This window comes from Streptomyces sp. NPDC012888 (assembly GCF_042900645.1).
Lineage (GTDB): Bacteria > Actinomycetota > Actinomycetes > Streptomycetales > Streptomycetaceae > Streptomyces.
In genome coordinates this window covers 186,667-202,758 of sequence record NZ_JBIBBM010000007.1, presented here as the reverse complement: position 1 = coordinate 202,758, position 16,092 = coordinate 186,667, and the positions used below count along the sequence as shown (strand labels likewise).

General features: G+C 74.7%; 15 protein-coding genes. 10 read left to right on the top strand and 5 right to left on the bottom strand.

Features of this window, described 5'->3' with window-relative positions; translation table 11 throughout:
* Positions 1-87 precede the first annotated feature (87 nt).
* Positions 88-693 (top strand): NADPH-dependent FMN reductase, encoded by a 606-nt coding sequence (locus ACFY61_RS15180; RefSeq protein WP_389471760.1) that lies wholly within the window; start codon positions 88-90, stop codon positions 691-693.
* 58 nt (positions 694-751) lie between these two features.
* On the opposite strand, the gene ACFY61_RS15175 is transcribed toward ACFY61_RS15180, so the two are convergent.
* Together ACFY61_RS15175 and ACFY61_RS15170 are read right to left on the bottom strand one after the other, a co-directional pair.
* Positions 752-946 (bottom strand): hypothetical protein, encoded by a 195-nt coding sequence (locus tag ACFY61_RS15175; protein WP_389471759.1) that lies wholly within the window; start codon positions 944-946, stop codon positions 752-754.
* Positions 947-979: 33 nt separating this feature from the next.
* A complete protein-coding gene (locus ACFY61_RS15170; protein WP_389472072.1) occupies positions 980-1,693 on the bottom strand; it encodes a sortase domain-bontaining protein in 714 nt (237 codons plus the stop codon).
* A gap of 255 nt (positions 1,694-1,948) precedes the next feature.
* On the opposite strand from ACFY61_RS15170, the gene ACFY61_RS15165 reads away from it, so the two are divergent.
* Positions 1,949-2,170, top strand: a complete 222-nt coding sequence (locus ACFY61_RS15165) for a hypothetical protein (protein WP_389471757.1) — start codon at positions 1,949-1,951, stop codon at positions 2,168-2,170.
* A gap of 312 nt (positions 2,171-2,482) precedes the next feature.
* A complete protein-coding gene (locus ACFY61_RS15160; RefSeq protein WP_389471755.1) occupies positions 2,483-2,902 on the top strand; it encodes a subtilase-type protease inhibitor in 420 nt (139 codons plus the stop codon).
* A gap of 8 nt (positions 2,903-2,910) precedes the next feature.
* Here ACFY61_RS15160 and ACFY61_RS15155 read toward each other — a convergent pair whose 3' ends face one another.
* On the bottom strand, positions 2,911-3,705 hold the full coding sequence (locus ACFY61_RS15155) for a class I SAM-dependent methyltransferase (RefSeq protein ID WP_389471753.1): 795 nt from the start codon (positions 3,703-3,705) through the stop codon (positions 2,911-2,913).
* 161 nt (positions 3,706-3,866) lie between these two features.
* Here ACFY61_RS15155 and zwf point away from each other — a divergent pair, with 161 nt between their 5' ends.
* Genes zwf through ACFY61_RS15140 form a run of 3 tightly spaced genes read left to right on the top strand, consistent with a single transcriptional unit; the run spans position 3,867 to position 8,551 of the window.
* Entirely contained in the window at positions 3,867-5,354 is a 1,488-nt protein-coding gene (gene zwf, locus ACFY61_RS15150) for a glucose-6-phosphate dehydrogenase (RefSeq protein WP_389471751.1), read from the top strand.
* Positions 5,355-5,411: 57 nt separating this feature from the next.
* Positions 5,412-6,155 carry a beta-phosphoglucomutase family hydrolase gene (locus ACFY61_RS15145; protein ID WP_389471749.1) on the top strand — a complete coding sequence of 248 codons (744 nt, stop codon included), beginning with the start codon at positions 5,412-5,414 and terminating at the stop codon, positions 6,153-6,155.
* Entirely contained in the window at positions 6,152-8,551 is a 2,400-nt protein-coding gene (locus tag ACFY61_RS15140) for a glycoside hydrolase family 65 protein (protein ID WP_389471747.1), read from the top strand. Before ACFY61_RS15145 ends, ACFY61_RS15140 begins: the two co-directional genes overlap by 4 nt.
* A 68-nt stretch (positions 8,552-8,619) precedes the next feature.
* Here the strand turns inward: ACFY61_RS15140 and ACFY61_RS15135 are convergent, their stop codons facing one another.
* Positions 8,620-10,089: an amidohydrolase family protein gene (locus tag ACFY61_RS15135; RefSeq protein ID WP_389471744.1), complete on the bottom strand. Its 1,470-nt coding sequence runs from the start codon at positions 10,087-10,089 to the stop codon at positions 8,620-8,622.
* A gap of 260 nt (positions 10,090-10,349) precedes the next feature.
* On the opposite strand from ACFY61_RS15135, the gene ACFY61_RS15130 reads away from it, so the two are divergent.
* The 3 genes from ACFY61_RS15130 (at position 10,350) to ACFY61_RS15120 (ending at position 13,920) form a co-directional block, all read left to right on the top strand.
* A complete protein-coding gene (locus ACFY61_RS15130; protein ID WP_389471741.1) occupies positions 10,350-13,100 on the top strand; it encodes an exo-beta-D-glucosaminidase in 2,751 nt (916 codons plus the stop codon).
* 30 nt (positions 13,101-13,130) lie between these two features.
* The gene (locus tag ACFY61_RS15125) at positions 13,131-13,316 is read left to right on the top strand and encodes a hypothetical protein (RefSeq protein WP_389471738.1); all 186 of its coding nucleotides are present in this window, start codon (positions 13,131-13,133) and stop codon (positions 13,314-13,316) included.
* 376 nt (positions 13,317-13,692) lie between these two features.
* Complete coding sequence (locus tag ACFY61_RS15120) at positions 13,693-13,920, top strand: hypothetical protein (protein WP_389471736.1); 228 nt, start codon at positions 13,693-13,695, stop codon at positions 13,918-13,920.
* An 83-nt stretch (positions 13,921-14,003) separates the two neighbouring features.
* Here the strand turns inward: ACFY61_RS15120 and ACFY61_RS15115 are convergent, their stop codons facing one another.
* On the bottom strand, positions 14,004-14,954 hold the full coding sequence (locus ACFY61_RS15115) for an aldo/keto reductase family oxidoreductase (RefSeq protein WP_389471734.1): 951 nt from the start codon (positions 14,952-14,954) through the stop codon (positions 14,004-14,006).
* A 280-nt stretch (positions 14,955-15,234) separates the two neighbouring features.
* On the opposite strand from ACFY61_RS15115, the gene ACFY61_RS15110 reads away from it, so the two are divergent.
* Positions 15,235-16,080, top strand: coding sequence for a class I SAM-dependent methyltransferase (locus ACFY61_RS15110; protein ID WP_389471731.1), 846 nt, complete (start codon positions 15,235-15,237; stop codon positions 16,078-16,080).
* Positions 16,081-16,092 lie beyond the last annotated feature (12 nt).

Below are 16,092 nucleotides of genomic sequence, written 5' to 3'. Positions count from 1 at the left end.
CCCTGGCAGCGGGTGCGACCGGCAGGTTGGGGAGCGGCCCCGGGAGGACGGGGTGCGGAGAACGTCAACTTCCCTCGGAGGAGCGGCATGTCCAGTGGACGGCTGAATCTGGCAGTGATCGTCGGCAGTGTGCGGGAGGGGCGCTTCGGGCCCGTGGTGGCGAACTGGTTCGCCGCGCAGGCCGAGCAGCACGGGGAGTTCGCGGTGGACGTGGTCGACCTGGCGGAGGCCGACCTGCCGCTCGCGCTGCCGCCCGTGCCTCCGGCCATGGATCCGGACATGGCGCGTCCGGCGGGGATGGCCGGTCTGACCCGGCGGCTGGAGGCCGCCGACGCGGTGGTGGTCGTCACCCCCGACTACAACCGGAGCTTCCCGGCGTCGCTGAAGGCCGCCATCGACTGGCACTACGCGGAGTGGCGGGCCAAGCCGGTCGGCTTCGTGGGATACAGCGGGGCCAGCGGTGGCCTGCTGGCGATCGAGCAGCTGCGGCAGGTCTTCAACGAGCTGCAGGCGCACACGGTCCGCGACTACGTCTCGTTCCCCCGCTACTACCTCCAGTTCTCGCCGGAGGGGGAGCTGCTTCAGCCGGAGGAGCCGGAGGGCGCGGCCAAGGTGATGCTCGACCAGCTGCTGTGGTGGGGGTCGGTGCTGCGGGACGCCCGCCGGGACCGCCCGTACGCCGCGTCCCGCTGAGCCGGCCGGGTGCGTGCCGCGGCCGCCCGTGCGCGGAGGCCGCCCGCGCGGCCGGCGGTCAGCCGGGGGTGTCCTCGGGGTGGGTCTCGGTCTTCAGGAACCAGTACTCGCCCAGGCAGACCGGCGGCAGCGGCGGGAAGCGGTGCCCCTTCACGTCGGTGCTCCAGTGGTGCTCGCCGCCGCAGTCGCACTCGTAGATCCCGCTGGCCGGGACGATCTCGCCCGGGTGCCATGAGGTCTTCTCCTCGCTCATGCCACCAGGTCTACGTCGCCGCGGGCCGGGGCGCTACCGGGAGGGCGGTGCGGGCCGGGACGCGACGAGGACGCCTATCTTGTCGATGCGGTGCTCCGGATTGCCCCGGTCGTCGCGCCAGAAGTTGCCGGCTGCGTCGTCCTCGGGCGTCGCGCAGGTGGAGAGCGTGATCATCGCCCGGGTCGGTGCCGCCCCCGGCTCACCGGGGACCGCGGCCCGCTGCTCGGCGAGGGAGCGCTCGGACCGGAAGGAGGTCTTCCGGGTGGTGGTGATCCGGTACTCGTGCACCGTGTCGCCGTGCCTGACGAGGACCTGGTCGCCGTCGTCCAGGGCGGGCAGGTCGCGCAGCGGCCCGCCGGCGGAGAGCCGGTGGGCGGTGACCAGGTAGTTGCCGGTCCGGCCGGGTCCGGCGCCGCCCGCGTCGCCGTAGGGGCTGGCGGCGAGGCCCCGGTCCTGGATGCGGGTGCCGGGGAGGTCGTCGGTGGTGCCCTCGTAGGGGACGACCCGCAGGTCCCGCACGCCGATCCGGGGGATGGTGAGCAGGGCGGGGAGGTCTCGTGCCCGGCTGTCGGGCGGCGGGGCGGCCGGGGTCGCGGTGGACGGTGTGGTTCCGGCGGGGGTGGCGGACGCGGAGGAGAGCGGGCCGGCGGAGGAGAGCGGGCCGGCATTGGAGGAGGAGGTGGCGGCGGGTTTGCCGTCGGCGCCGGCCGTGCCGGCTCCGGTGGCACAGCCGGCCAGGGCGGCCATGACGGCGGCGGCGACTGCGGCGGGGAGGGTTCGGTGGTTCGGCACGGCGGTTCCAGATCACGTGGCCGGGCGGGCGGCCGCTGCGGGGTGGCACGACGGTAGTCGACCCTCTGGCCCGGTGAAAGGGGCGCCGGACGTGAGCTGGGCCATCACCTCGCCCCGCTCGCGTGTTCGAACGGGCGCGGGGGTGGGTATAACCGGCTGTCCGGCACCGTCCGGGCACCCGGCAGACGGCAGACGAGGTGGTGACCGCCGATGTCCCAGTGCAAGATCCCCGACTACCGCACCGGCCGCCGCGGCCGGCACTGGACCCACGCCCTGCGCAGCGCCCAGAAGGCGGGGGCGGTGATCGTCACCGACGACACCCGGGAACCGGTGACGTACGCGCACGACCACACCGGCCCCGGGCGCTTCCGGCCCTGGACCACTTCGTCCGGCGTCCGCTACGACAGCCACGACGTCCATCCGGAGTGGTGAGCCGCGGGGCCGCTCGGATCCGGTCAACCTGGATGGACGTCCGGTGAACCGCGCGGGGCCGGCAGCAGGTCACCGGGCTTCCGCTGACCCGGGTACCGGGCCGCCGGGCCCGTTCCGGAGGGAGGCGCGCAGCGCGCATCCCGCGGCTGAGCTGCCCGAACACCGCCGAGCGCACCGATAATCGAACGGGTTGTCTGTAAATCGGTGATGGATGTGCGGACGCCCTTCACGCCCGACAGACTCGAAAGTGTCCAGGCGGCATATCGCAGGTGATTGCCGCCTCATCCCTTCGGATCGAAAGAGAGTTGTGTCGTGCGTCATCGCATCGCTGCCGTCTCCGCCGCTGCCCTGCTGACCCTCGTCGGCTCCGCCGGCGCCGCCCAGGCGCAGCCCGCCGGCCTGTACGCACCCTCCGCCGTGGTGCTCGCCGTCTCCCCGGGCGAGGACCCGGCCGCCGTCTCCCGCGCGGTCGTCCTCAGCTGCGCGCCGACCGCGCGGGGGACGCACCCCGCCCCTGAGGAGGCCTGCGCCGACCTCGCCGCCACCGCCGGGACCCTCGACGCGCTCCTGGCGTCGCCGGACCCGGACCGCGCCTGTCCGATGCACTACGACCCCGTCACGGTCACCGCGGAGGGCGTCTGGCAGGGCGGCCGGATCTCCTGGAAGCACACGTTCTCCAACGCGTGCGCGATGTCGGCGACGCTGAACGGCAACGCCGTCTTCGCGTTCTGACGGCCCGCTCAGGGCTTGCGGCCCCAGGTGGTCCGGACGCCGAAGAACCGCTCCCTGGTACCGGGCCGGGCCATGTGGTCGAGCACCTCCGCCAGCGTCTCCGGCGTGATCCCCCGGCCGGCCAGATGCTCCCCGGCCTGCCTCACGGTCTCCCTGGCGAAGACCGTGTAGCCGGGGTCCGCGCCCACCAGCGGGTGGTCGAGGCGGGTGCCGATGCCGGTGAGGCCGAGGTCCGCGAAGATCCGCTCGTAGCGGTCGGCGATGCCGAGGTCGCTGCCGACCACCTCCTCCATCATCCGGTTCGTGGCCAGCACGACCTGCCGGTAGCCGGGGTGCAGGAGCTCGTCCTCGGGCACCGCCGTCGCGTCGGACAGGACCAGCAGCCCGCCGGGCCGCAGCCAGTCCGCGAGCCGCGGCAGCAGTTCCTCCCGCTCCCGGACGTGCATGACCACCAGCCTGGCGTGCACCAGGTCGAAGCGGCCGGGCCGGAACCCCGGGGCGGCGAGGTCGGCGCGGACCACGTCGAACTCGCCGGGGCGGGCAGTGAGGAACACGGGGTCGCGGTCGACGGCGGTCACGTGCGCGCCGGCCGTCCGGGCCAGCCACTCGCCGACGGTGCCGGTACCGGCACCGAGCTCGAGGCAGCGAAGGCCCGGACGGTCGGTCACGCCGAGGGAGCGGAGGACCTCCCGGCTGACGGGGTCCAGCGCGCTCGCCAGCCCGTCGAGCCGTTTCCGTTCTCCCTGCCGGCCGGAGGAGAACAACACGTCGCCGTAGCGTTCGGCGGATGAATCGGCAGTCACCCCGACAGCCTACGAGCAAGATCACGCACTCGCGTCGAGGAACGGTCGATTCCGTCAGGCCGGGCCAGGGGCCGCCGGCCGGTGCGCTCCGCCGCGGGCGGGTGACCCGGCTGGCGGCCTCCCGGGTGCCGGGGCCGGGGCGGACGCGCAGAGTGGGGGCCATGGCCCAGCCCGACCCGCCCGCCCAGCCGGTTCAGCAGGTTCAGCAGGTTCAGCCCGTCCAGCCCTCCCCCGACGACCACGTCGTGGTGCTCGTCGGCGCGACGGGTGACCTGGCCCGGCGCAAACTGCTGCCGGGACTGTTCCACCTGGCCACGGCCGGCCTGATGCCGAAGCGCTACCGGATCGTCGGCACCGCCCCCGCGGCCGAGGCGCTCGACGACGCGGGGTTCCGCGCGCACGCGCGGCGGGCCGTGGAGGAGTTCGGCCGCTCACGCCCCGAAGGCCGCGCCTGGGAGGAGTTCGAGGCCGCGCTGACCTTCGGTGCCGCCGACGACGACGCCCCCGAGCCGCTGCTGGAGGCGGTGCGCGAGGCCGAGCGCGTCATCGGCGGCTCGCCCCGGCGGCTGTTCCACCTCGCCGTCCCGCCCGTCGCGTTCCCGTCGGTCGTCGCGCTGCTCGGCAGGACGGGCCTGGCGCGGGACGCCCGGGTGATCGTGGAGAAGCCGTTCGGCACCGACCTGGAGTCCGCCCGGGCGCTCAACGCGGCGGTCCACGCCGTCTTCGACGAGTCCCGGGTGTTCCGCATCGACCACTTCCTCGGCAAGGAGGCCGTGGACAACATCCTCGCCCTCCGCTTCGCCAACGGTCTCTTCGAGCCGCTGTGGAACCGCCAGCACATCAGCCACGTGCAGATCGACGTGCCCGAACGGATCGACATCCAGGGCCGCGCCCACTTCTTCGAGGGCACCGGGACCTTCCGCGACATGGTGGTCACCCACCTGTTCCAGCTGCTCGGCTTCGTCGCCATGGAGCCGCCGGTCGCCTTCGACGCGCAGTCGCTGCGGGACGAGCAGGTCAAGGTGTTCCGCAGCATGCGGCCGCTGGACCCGGCGCACGTGGTCCGCGGGCAGTACACCGGCTACCGCGCCGAGGCCGGGGTCGATCCGGCCTCGGACACCGAGACCTTCGTCGCACTGCGCGTGGAGGTCGACAACTGGCGCTGGGCCGGGGTGCCGTTCCACCTGCGTTCGGGCAAGGCCCTGGCGGAGGGCCGGCACGTGGTCACCCTGGGCCTGCGCGAGCCGGTACTGCGGATGTTCCCCTTCGACGCGCGGGCGGCGGCCGACGGCCGCGGCAACGAACTCGTCGTCGACTTCGCCGACCCGGGCTCCGTCACCGCCCGTTTCCTCGCCAAGGAGCCGGGGCCGTCGATGCGGCTGGCCGAGGTCGGCATGGTGTTCGACTACGACGGCTCGTTCACCGCCGACAACGCGCTGGAGGCGTACGAGCACCTGATCCTGCAGGCGATGCTCGGCGACCAGTCGCTGTTCACGCGGTCGGACGGCATCGAGCGCCTGTGGGAGGTGTCGGCCCCGCTGCTCGAAGCCCCTCCGCCGGTACGGCCGTACGCACCCGGGTCCTGGGGCCCGGACGGCATCGGGGAGCTGGTCGCCCCCTACCGGTGGCACCTGCCCGACCGCGGCTGACGCAGCGGGCGGCGTGGGTCGGGCACGATGCGGGCGGGACGGCCTAGCCTCGACGGCATGCTGGGACTCCCCGAACACGTCAGCACGTGTCTGTTCGACCTCGACGGCGTGCTCACCCGGACCGCGAAGGTCCACGCGGCCGCCTGGAAGCAGATGTTCGACGACTACCTGCGGGACCGTGCCGGGCACGAGGGTTCGGCCTTCGTGCCCTTCGACGCCGTGCGCGACTACGACGAGTACGTGGACGGCCGCCCCCGTGAGGACGGCGTACGGACCTTCCTCGCCTCCCGCGGCATCACCCTGCCCGAGGGCGAGGCCGGGGACGACCCCGACCGGGAGACGGTCCGCGGACTGGGCGACCGGAAGAACGACCTGGTGCTGCGGATGATCCGGGAACAGGGCGTGGAGGCCTACGAGGGCTCGGTGGCGTACGTCCGGGCGGCCCGCGCGGCCGGACTGCACCGCGCCGTGGTCTCCTCCAGCGCCAACTGCCGCGACGTCCTGGCCGCGGCCGGCATCGAGGACCTCTTCGAGGCGCGGGTCGACGGCGTCACCATCGCCGAGCAGCACCTGCGGGGCAAACCCGCCGCCGACAGCTACCTGGCCGCGGCTCGCCTGTTCGGCGTGGACCCGGGCGGCGCGGCGGTGTTCGAGGACGCCCTGGCCGGTGTCGCGGCCGGCCGGGCCGGCGGGTTCGGCTGCGTCGTCGGCGTGGACCGGGTCGGCCAGGCTGACGCGCTGCGCGAGCACGGGGCCGACGTGGTGGTCAACGACCTCTCCGAACTCCTGGACCAGCGATGATCACTCACGAGTGTTACGCCACCGCCCCGTGGGAGCTGCGGGAGACCGAACTCGACCTGGACGTCCTCGCCCAGAGCGAGTCCGTGTTCGCCCTGTCCAACGGGCACCTCGGCTGGCGGGGCAACCTCGACGAGGGCGAACCGCACGGCCTCCCGGGCTCCTACCTCAACGGCGTGCACGAGACGCACCCGCTGCCGTACGCGGAGGCCGGCTACGGATATCCGGAGTCCGGGCAGACGGCCATCAACGTCACCGACGGCAAGGTCATCAGGCTGCTCGTCGACGACCACCCCTTCGACCTGCGCTACGGCGAACTCACCGCGCACGAGCGGGTGCTGGACTTCAGGACCGGGGTGCTGAGCCGGACCGCCGAGTGGACCACGCCGTCGGGGCGGACCGTGCGCCTGGTCTCGCACCGGCTGGTCTCCCTCGCGCAGCGCGCCGTCGCCGCCGTCGCTTACACGGTCGAGGCGGTGGACGGACCGGCCACCATCGCCGTCCAGTCGGAGCTCGTCGCCAACGAGGCGCTGCCCGTGGCGGCGGGCGACCCTCGGGTGGCCGCCGTCATCGACTCGCCGCTCGTGCCGGAGGAGCACCACGCGCACGGCACCCGGCTGCGCCTGGTCCACCGCACCGGCAACAGCCGGCAGCGGGTCGCGGTGGCCGCCGACCACTTCGTCGACGGGCCCGAGGGCACCACGTACGCCGCGGAGAGCGAGCCCGACGTGGCCCGGCTGACCGTCACCGCCACGCTGGCGCCCGGCGAGCGGCTCGGTCTGGTGAAGTTCGTCAGCCACGGCTGGTCGGGGGTGCGTTCCCTGCCGGCGCTGCGGGACCAGGTGGAGGGCGGTCTCGCGGCGGCCCGCAGCACCGGCTGGCAGGGGCTGCTCGACGCGCAGCGCGCCTGCCTGGACGAGTTCTGGTCCAGCGCCGACGTCGAGGTGGAGGGCGACGAACAGGTCCAGCAGGCCGTGCGGTTCGCCCTCTTCCACGTGTTCCAGGCGGCCGCGCGGGCCGAGGAGCGGGCCATCCCGGCCAAGGGGCTGACCGGCACCGGCTACGACGGGCACGCGTTCTGGGACACCGAGTCCTTCGTGCTGTCGGTCCTCACCCACACCGCGCCGTCGGCCGTCGCGCCCGTGCTCAGGTGGCGGCACTCCACCCTGCCCAGCGCGCTGGAGCGGGCCCGCCAGCTGGGCCTGCGGGGCGCGGCGTTCCCCTGGCGCACCATCAGCGGTCCCGAGTGCTCGGCGTACTGGCCGGCCGGCACCGTCGCCTTCCACGTCAACGCCGACATCGCGGCGGCCGCGGAGCGGTACGTCGACGCCACCGGCGACTCGGAGTTCCACCGGGGGCCCGGACTCGACCTGCTGGTGCACACCGCGAGGCTGTGGCGCTCCCTGGGCCACCTGGACGCGGAGGGCGTGTTCCACATCGACGGGGTCACCGGCCCCGACGAGTACAGCGCGATCGCCCGGGACAACCTGTACACCAACCTGATGGCCCGCCAGAACCTGCTCGCCGCGGCGGACGCGGTGGAGCGCCACCCGGACCGGGCGCGGGAGCTCGGCTCCGGCGCCGCGGAGGCGGCGGACTGGCGGGACGCCGCGGCCCGGATCGCCGTCCCCCGCAACCCGCGGCTGGGCGTGCACGAGCAGGCCGCCGGGTTCACCGAGCAGGAACCGTGGGACTTCGCGGGCACGGCGGAGGACCAGTACCCGCTGCTGCTGCACTTCCCGTACTTCGACCTGTACCGCAAGCAGGTGGTCAAGCAGGCCGACCTGGTGCTGGCCATGATCACCTGTCCGGACGAGTTCACCGCCGAGGAGAAGGCCCGCAACTTCGCGTACTACGAGCCGCTCACCGTCCGGGACTCCTCCCTCTCGGCCTGCTGCCAGGCGGTGCTCGCCGCCGAGACCGGCCACCTCCGGCTCGCCTGGGCGTACACCCGCGAGGCGGCGCTGATGGACCTGGACGACCTCGAGCACAACACCCGCGACGGCCTCCACATGGCCTCCCTGGCCGGCACCTGGACCGCGCTGGTGGAGGGCCTCGGCGGGCTGCGCCGGCGCCAGCGGCGGGCCGGGCCGGACGGGGGGCCTCGGGAGGACGGGGCGCCTCGGGAGGAGGAAGCCGCCGTGGTGCGGTTCGCGCCGCGGCTGCCGCCCTCCCTGACCAGGCTGGCGTTCACCGTCCGGCTGCGGGGCCGCCGGATCCGCGTCGACATCGGCCGGACCACGGCCCGCTACACGCTCCTCGAAGGAGCGCCGCTCACGGTGCTGCACCACGGCCGCCCCGCGCCGCTGGCCGCGGACGACCCGTCCGAACTCCCGGTGCCGCCCGCGGCCGAGGCCCCCGAACCCCGCCAGCCGGCGGGCCGCGAGCCGCGGACCTGAGGGCGCGGGCCCCGGGCCGGCCGCACGGGCGGCCGCCGCCCTTGCGGCCACCGCCCGTCCGCCGGCCGCTAGACGGCGCGGCGCAGGCGGGTGGCGGCCGCCTCGGCCTCCCGGACCACGCGGTCGGGGTCCACGTCGACGAGGCGGCCGTCGAGCTTCAGCGGTCTGCCGTCGACGAAGACCGCGTCGACGTTCTCCGGGCGTCCGTTGTAGACGAGCTGGCCGATCCAGTCGAAGCGGGGGGCGAAGTTGAGTGCGGCCGGGTCGACGACGATGAGGTCGGCCCGCTTGCCGGGGCTGAGCGACCCGATCCGGTCGTCGAGCCCGAGGACCTCGGCGCCGCCCAGGGTGGCCATGCGCAGGACGTCCTGCACCTGGGGGAAGACGGTGGCGTCGGTGGCACGGGCCCGCTGCAGGCCGATCGCCGCCTTCATCAGCGCGTGGAAGTCCGAGGTGTCGTTGGTTCCGCCGTCCAGCCCGAGCCCGGTCTTGACGCCTCTGCGTCTGAATGCGGACAGCCGCATGATGCCGGAGGCCAGCCGCATGTTGCTGAGCGGGCAGTGTGCCGCGCGGACGTCGTGTGCGGCGAGGGCCGCGATCTCGTCGTCGGTGAGGTGGACGGCGTGGTTGACGAGCAGCCTCGGGCCCAGCGCCCCGATGTCGGCGAGGACGCCGAGGGGGTCGTCGGCGCGCTGCTCGGGACGTTCCAGGACGTGGCTGTTGAGCATGACGTCCAGGTCCTGCGCGGCCTGCCAGTGGGACCGGTTGAGGTCCTGGTGGGCCCGGGCCGCGTGGGTGGCGACCTGGAAGGAGCCGAGGGGCACCGGGTCGACGAGTTCCTCCTTTACCCTGGCGACGGCGGCGGTGCCGGGCCCGGGCGGGAACATCGCGTACGTGAACCGCACCCGGGTGTCGGCCAGCGCCCGTACGTAGCCGGCGACGAGTTCGTGGGCGAAGATGTCCACCCAGTCGACGAGCGTGGTCACGCCCGACTGGACGGCGTCGAGGGCCGCGAGACGGACGAAGCTGTACACGGCCTGCGGGGTCAGCCGGCCGCGCTGGGGGGCGGTGCAGCCGGCGAACCAGCCGAAGAGGTCCCGGTCGGTGCACCCGCCGCGGACGGAGGCCTGCCACAGGTGGGTGTGGGTGTCCACGAAGCCCGGCATGACCAGCTTGCCGGCCGCTTCCAGGACGCGGGTGCCGAGCGGCGCGGGGAGGCCGCGCCCGACGGCGGCGATCGCGCCGTCGCGCATCAGGACGTCTGCGTGCTCGACGGCGCCGACGTCGCCGGCGCCGAGGGCGGGGTCCATGGTGAGGACCAGGGCCGCCCCGCGGAGCAGGACGGGCCGGCCGGCCGGGAACGCGGACCGGCCGTCGGGGTCGCTGTGGCGGGCGGTGCGGGATGTGGTGTGGGGGGTGGTGTGGGAGGTGGTGCGGGGGGTGGTGCCGAGGACGAGCGGGGCGGCGGCGGCCAGACCGAGGCCGGTGAGGAGGTCGCGGCGGCTGGGTGCGGGCCGGGCGGTGGGTCCTGAGCGCATGGCGTGTTACCTCCCGAGGCGACTGGCGGAAGGCCCGCCCGCGGACGCCGTGACGCGGTGTCACGCGGGGGCGGGGGTCGAGGTCAGCATTCCCAGCTCGGGGGCCGCCCATAGGCGTTGGCGGAAAACCGTTTCCGCCAGACGGGAAACCGGCGGGTCCCGGCGTGGGCCAACGGGGCGTAGTGCCGGAGCCGTCGCCGTGGAGGGCCGGGTCCGGCGTGGCAGACTCGCAACCCGTTCCGGTCCCCGCGGGAGGCCCCGTGTCGCGCTGCCAGACCTTCCGACCCGCGCGAGCCGCGGTCCTGGTCGTCGTCGGACTGGTCCTCGCGCTCGCCGCGGGCACCACCCGCGCCGCTCCGGGCCCGCCGCCCGCCCCCGGCACGGTGACGGCTCCGGCGGCCCGGACGACCGCGGTGCCCTCGGCCCCCGGCAGCGCCACCGCGCTGGCCGGGTTCGCCGTCCAGTCCACGGCGAAGGTCCGGGACACGGCCGCCGCGGTGTCCGGCCCGGGCTACGCGACGGCCGGCTGGTACCCGGCGGGCCCCCGGTCCACCGTCCTCGCGGCGCTGCTCGCCGCCGGCGCGTACCCCGACCCGTTCCACTCGGTGAACCAGCGGCAGATCCCGGCCTCCGCGTTCACCGTGCCCTGGTGGTTCCGGGCGGACTTCACCCTCGCCGGCACGGACGCCCGTACGTACCTCGACTTCAGCGGGGTGGTCTCGGCCGCCGACGTGTACCTCAACGGCCGGCTCCTCGCCGACGCGGACACCGTCGCCGGCACGTACACCCGGCACGAGTTCGACGTGACCGGGCTGGTCCGGGCGGGAACCAACACGGTCGCGTTCCGGATCCACCCCAACAACCCGCGCAAGCAGCTCACCATGGGCTGGCTCGACTGGCTCCAGCCGCCGCCCGACGAGAACATGGGCATCGTCCGCGACGTCGTCGTCCGCCGCGGCGGGCCGGTCGCCCTGCGCGACGCCCACGTGGTGACCGCGCTGGACATGCCCTCGATGGCGTCGGCCGGTCTCACCGTCAAGGCCAGGGTGCGCAACGACTCCTCCGCCACGGTCACCACCACCGTGTCCGGTACGGCGGGCCCCGCCTCCTTCGCCCGGTCCGTCACCCTGGCCCCGGGCGAGACGAGGAACGTCGTCCTCTCCCCCGCCGACCACCCCGCCCTGACGCTGCGCTCGCCCCGGGTGTGGTGGCCCGCCGGGATGGGCGGGCAGCCCCTGTACGACCTGGACGTGACCGCGTCGGTGGGCGGAACGGCCTCCGACACGGCCCACCAGTCCTTCGGGATCCGGGACGTCCGCGCCCCGCTGAACGCCGACGGGGCCCGGCAGTACGTCGTCAACGGCCGTCCGCTGCTGATCAAGGGCGCCGGCTGGTCCCCGGACGAGTTCCTCCGCTGGGACCCCGTCTACGTGGAGGACCGGCTGGCGTACGCCCTCGACCTGGGCCTCAACGCCCTGCGCCTGGAAGGGCACATCGAGCCGGACGAGTTCTTCGACCTCACCGACCGGTACGGGATCCTGACCCTCCCCGGCTGGGAGTGCTGCGACAAGTGGGAGGGGCAGGTCAACGGCAGCGAGGCCGGGGAGCGGTGGAACAGCTCCGACTACGCCGTCGCGAAGGCCTCGATGGCCGCCGAGGCCGCCCGGCTGCGGCACCACCCCAGCGTGGTCTCGTTCCTGATCGGCAGCGACTTCGCGCCGGACCGGCGGATCGAGCAGGGCTACCTGGACGCGCTGGCGGCGGCGGACTGGCCGAACCCGGTGGTCCCCTCCGCCTCCCACCGGTCCTCGCCGATCACGGGCGCCTCCGGCATGAAGATGACCGGCCCCTACGACTGGGTCCCGCCCCGCTACTGGTACGTCAAGCGGGAGGGCGGCGCCACGGGGTTCAACTCCGAGACCAGCGCCGGGCCGGACGTACCGACCCTGGACACGCTGCGCCGCATGATGACCCCGGCCGAGCTGGAGACCCTGTGGCGGAACCCGTCCGCCACCCAGTACCACCGCTCCCCCTCGGCCGTCTTCTCCACGCTGCGGCTGTACCACGCCGCGCTGGCCGCCCGCTACGGGCCGCCGACCGGCCTGGAGGACTACGTGCGCAAGGCCCAGCTCGCCCAGTACGAGAACGTGCGCGCCCAGTTCGAGGCGTACGCGCGGCACGCGAAGGACGCCTCCCGGCCGTCGACCGGCGTCATCTACTGGATGTTCAACAGCGGTTGGACCTCGCTGCACTGGCAGCTGGTGGACCGCTACCTCGACCAGGGCGGGGCCTACTTCGGCGCGAAGAAGGCCAACGAGCCCCTGCACGTCCAGTACGGGTACGAGGACCGCTCGGTGGCGGTCGTCAACAACCGGACCGCTGCGGCCAAGGGGCTGACGGTACGGGTGACGCTGTTCGGCACGGACGGCACCCGACGGTACGACCGCACGGTGTCCGGTCTGACCGTGGCGGGCGGCGGCGCGAACACCACCGCGCTGACCCTGCCCGCCTCCGTCGACGACCTCTCCCCCACCTACCTGGCCCGGCTGCTGCTGACCGACTCCGCGGGACGGGAGGTGAGCCGCAACGTGTACTGGCTGTCCACCAAGGCCGACGTCCTCGACTACACGGACTCCGACTGGTACCACACGCCCACCACCTCCTACGCCGACCTGCGCGGCCTGAACTCGATGCCGCGGGCGGCGGTCACCGCGACCGCGTCCACCGTCCGGGCCGGCGCGGGGCCGGAGGCGGGGACCTCCACGACGACGGTGACGGTGCGCAACGCGGGCTCCGGGAACACCCCCGCCCTCCTCACCGACGTCCACCTGGTCACGGCGGAGGGCGATCCGGTCCTGCCCGTCCGGTGGAGCGACAATCAGGTCAGCCTGTGGCCTGGCGAGTCGGCGACCCTGACGGCGACGTACCGGACGGCCGACCTGCGCGGCTCGGTGCCGCGGCTGCGGATCACCGGCTGGAACGTCCCGACGGCCACGGTCCCGGCCGGCTGACCCGCCCCTGGGGCCCGGGTGGAGGCGTACGTGCGCGTCACCCGGGCCCAGACGGCCTGTCCGCAGATCCTGTCGGCGTACGACGCGGTCTGCGTCCGGGCGCAGGCCGAGGGCCGGTCGCCGGGCGTGGCCCCCCGCGAGGTGTACTTCGCGGACTGGGCCGGGCTGGGCGAAACCGACCCGGCCTGTGACGTCGCCCTGCCGCTGAGCGGCTGAGCGGCGCCGGCCCGGGCGGCGTCAGAGGAGTGCGGCGACGACGCTGCCGACGAGGTGCAGGAGCGCGCCGATCACGCCGGTGAGGAGCCCGTCCGCGCCGTTGAGGATCATGGGGAGGTCCTTTCGTTTCGTTCCGAGGGGTCGGACCCATGCATAGCCGCCCGCGGGTCACCGGGCCGCGCCGCCGGGCCGACACCACCCGTCCCGCCACGAGGAAACGATTCCTCGATCGGCCGTCCGGCCCTCGCCGGCCGGGTGTCCGCGTGCGCGCGCCTGACCGGTGGGCGGGCCGGGATCGGCCAGTCTGGTGTCCCACCGGAGCGCCACCGGGCGGGCCGGCCCCGGCCGGCCCGCGCCTCGCCAGCAGGGAGAACGCATGCAGACGGACAGCCTCACCCGGTTCCTCAACGCGCTCAGCCCCGAGCACCGCCAGGAGGTCAGCGGCCGGCCGCACGAACAGCAGGAGCGGCTCGCCGCCGCCTGGGAGGCCGAGCTGGAGCGGGACGTGGACCTCGACACGCTGGACGAGCTGTCGCCCGCCGCCGCGGAGAGCGAGGCGGCGCGGCGGGTGGTCGAGGGCGGCGCGGGCGGCGGAGCGTCCTGACCGCCGGGCGGGCTCCGGTCCCCGGCCGGGCTCCGGTCCGCGGGCGGGCTCCGGTCCCCGGCCGGGCTCCGGTCCGCGGCCGGTCAGGGCAGCGGGGCGCCGCGGGCGGTGAGCCACAGGTCGTACCACTCCTCGTGGCTCAGCTCCGGTTCCCGCCGCGCGGCGTCGGCGCAGGCGCGGATGCGTTCGGGCCGGGTGCTGCCCACGACCGGGGCGATGCGGGCCGGGTGCCGTCGCAGCCACCACAGCAGGACGGTCTCCGGGGTGGTGCCCTTGGCCCCGGCCAGCGTCGCGAGGAGCCGCGCGGTGCGCTCGTCCTCCGGGCTCTGCGGCCGGCCCGTGTAACGGCCCTGCGCCAGCGCGCCCCAGGCCTGGAGGCGCAGCCCGTTCCTGCGGCAGTGCTCCACGGTCCCGGCGGGGAAGCCGTTGCCGGTGGCGGCCGCCGTGTTGACGAGGACGCCGGCTTCCAGCCAGTCCCGCCGGGCCAGGCTCATCTCCAGCTGGTTGGCGACCAGGGGCAGCTCCAGGCAGGCCTGGAGCTCCGCGATCTGCGGGGCGCCCATGTTGGACACGCCGAAGCCGCGTACCAGGCCCTGCCGGTGCAGCGAGGTCAGCGCGGCGGCCACTTCCTCGGGGTCGGCCAGCGGGTCGGGCCGGTGCAGCAGCAGCACGTCGATCACGTCCGTGCGGAGCCGTTCCAGGGACTCCTCCACCCGGCGCAGGATGCTCGCCCCGCGCAGGTCGTAGATGCCGGGCCGGACCCCGTCGCCGAGGCGGATCCCGCACTTGGTCTGGATGACGACGCGCTCCCGCAGGCCGGGGGCCCGGGCCAGGACCTCGCCGAAGACCGCCTCGGACTTGCCGTGGCGGTAGATGTCGGCGTGGTCGAAGACGGTGATGCCGCTGTCGAGCGCGGCGGCGACGGCAGCCTCGGCCCGGGCGACGTCGGCGGAGCCGTAGGGGGTGTCGTCCCACTCGCCGCCCAGCCCCATGCATCCGTACAGCAGTCCGTGAGGATCCGGCGAGGTCGTCATGCCCGCACCCTAACGACAGCGGTCGCGCCCGGTGCGCGCGGGAGGCCCCCGGTACGCCCGCCGGCCCGCGCGGAGCCGGGGCGGGCTTCGGCGCGCTGGCGCGAGCTCGCCCCTGACCTCGACGCGTACGCGGCGATGCGCCCCGCCGCCACCCCGGTGGTGGTCCTCCGGCCGCGACGGCCGGGGGGCTGATCGGGCGGAGTTCCCTCCCAGCGGCGGTCGCCGCCGCGAGAATCGTCGCGCGTGGTTTCCGTTTTTCTGACGGCCGGAGGTGTGGGGCATGGCGGACGGTGGCCTTCAGGGGGCCGGGCCGGAGATGCGTCCCGCGGTGGCGGAGACGTACGGGCCGGCGGACCTGAGCGCGGAGGCGGTCTTCGCGGGCGGGTTCATCAACTTCGGGTGGTGGCAGGGGGTCGGGGCGGACACCCCGCTCGGTGAGCGGGAACGGGTGCGCAGCCAGCAGGACCTCTACCGACAGGTGCTGGGCGCGGGCGGGCCGCTGGGCGGGGCGCGGGTGCTGGAGGTCGGGTGCGGGCTGGGCATGGGGTGCGCGCTGGCCCTGGAGGAGTTCGGGCCCGCCGCCGTGACGGGCATGGACATCCACCCGCAGCAGCTGGAACGGGCCCGCGCGGCGCACCGGGGGCTGCTGGCCGGGCAGCCGGGGCGGCTGCGGTTCGTGCGGGGCGCGGCGGGGGACATGCCGTTCGGCGAGGGGGAGTTCGACGTGGTGGTGAGCGTGGAGGCCGCCCAGCACTTCCCCGACCTGGTGGCGTTCGCGGCGGAGGCTGCCCGGGTGGTGCGGCCCGGCGGCCGGGTCGCGGTGGCCAGCTTCTTCACCGTGGACGACGCTCCCGGGCGTGCGGCCGAGCTGGCGGGGCTGCTGCCCACGTACGCCACCGGCCTGGACATCGCGTGGCCGGTGGCGGCCCTGACGGGCGCGCTGGAGGCGGCGGGGCTCGGCGCGGTGCGGGCGGTACCGGTCGGCGAGGCGGTGTGGGCGGGGTGGGACAGGTGGCTGGCCCGGCTGTGGGCGGACGGCACCTGGCCGCGCAACTTCCTGACCGCGTACCGGCGGCGGATCCTCGACTACTACCTCGTCACGGCCCGCCGGGCGGAGGCGGTTTGAGCGGAGACCCGC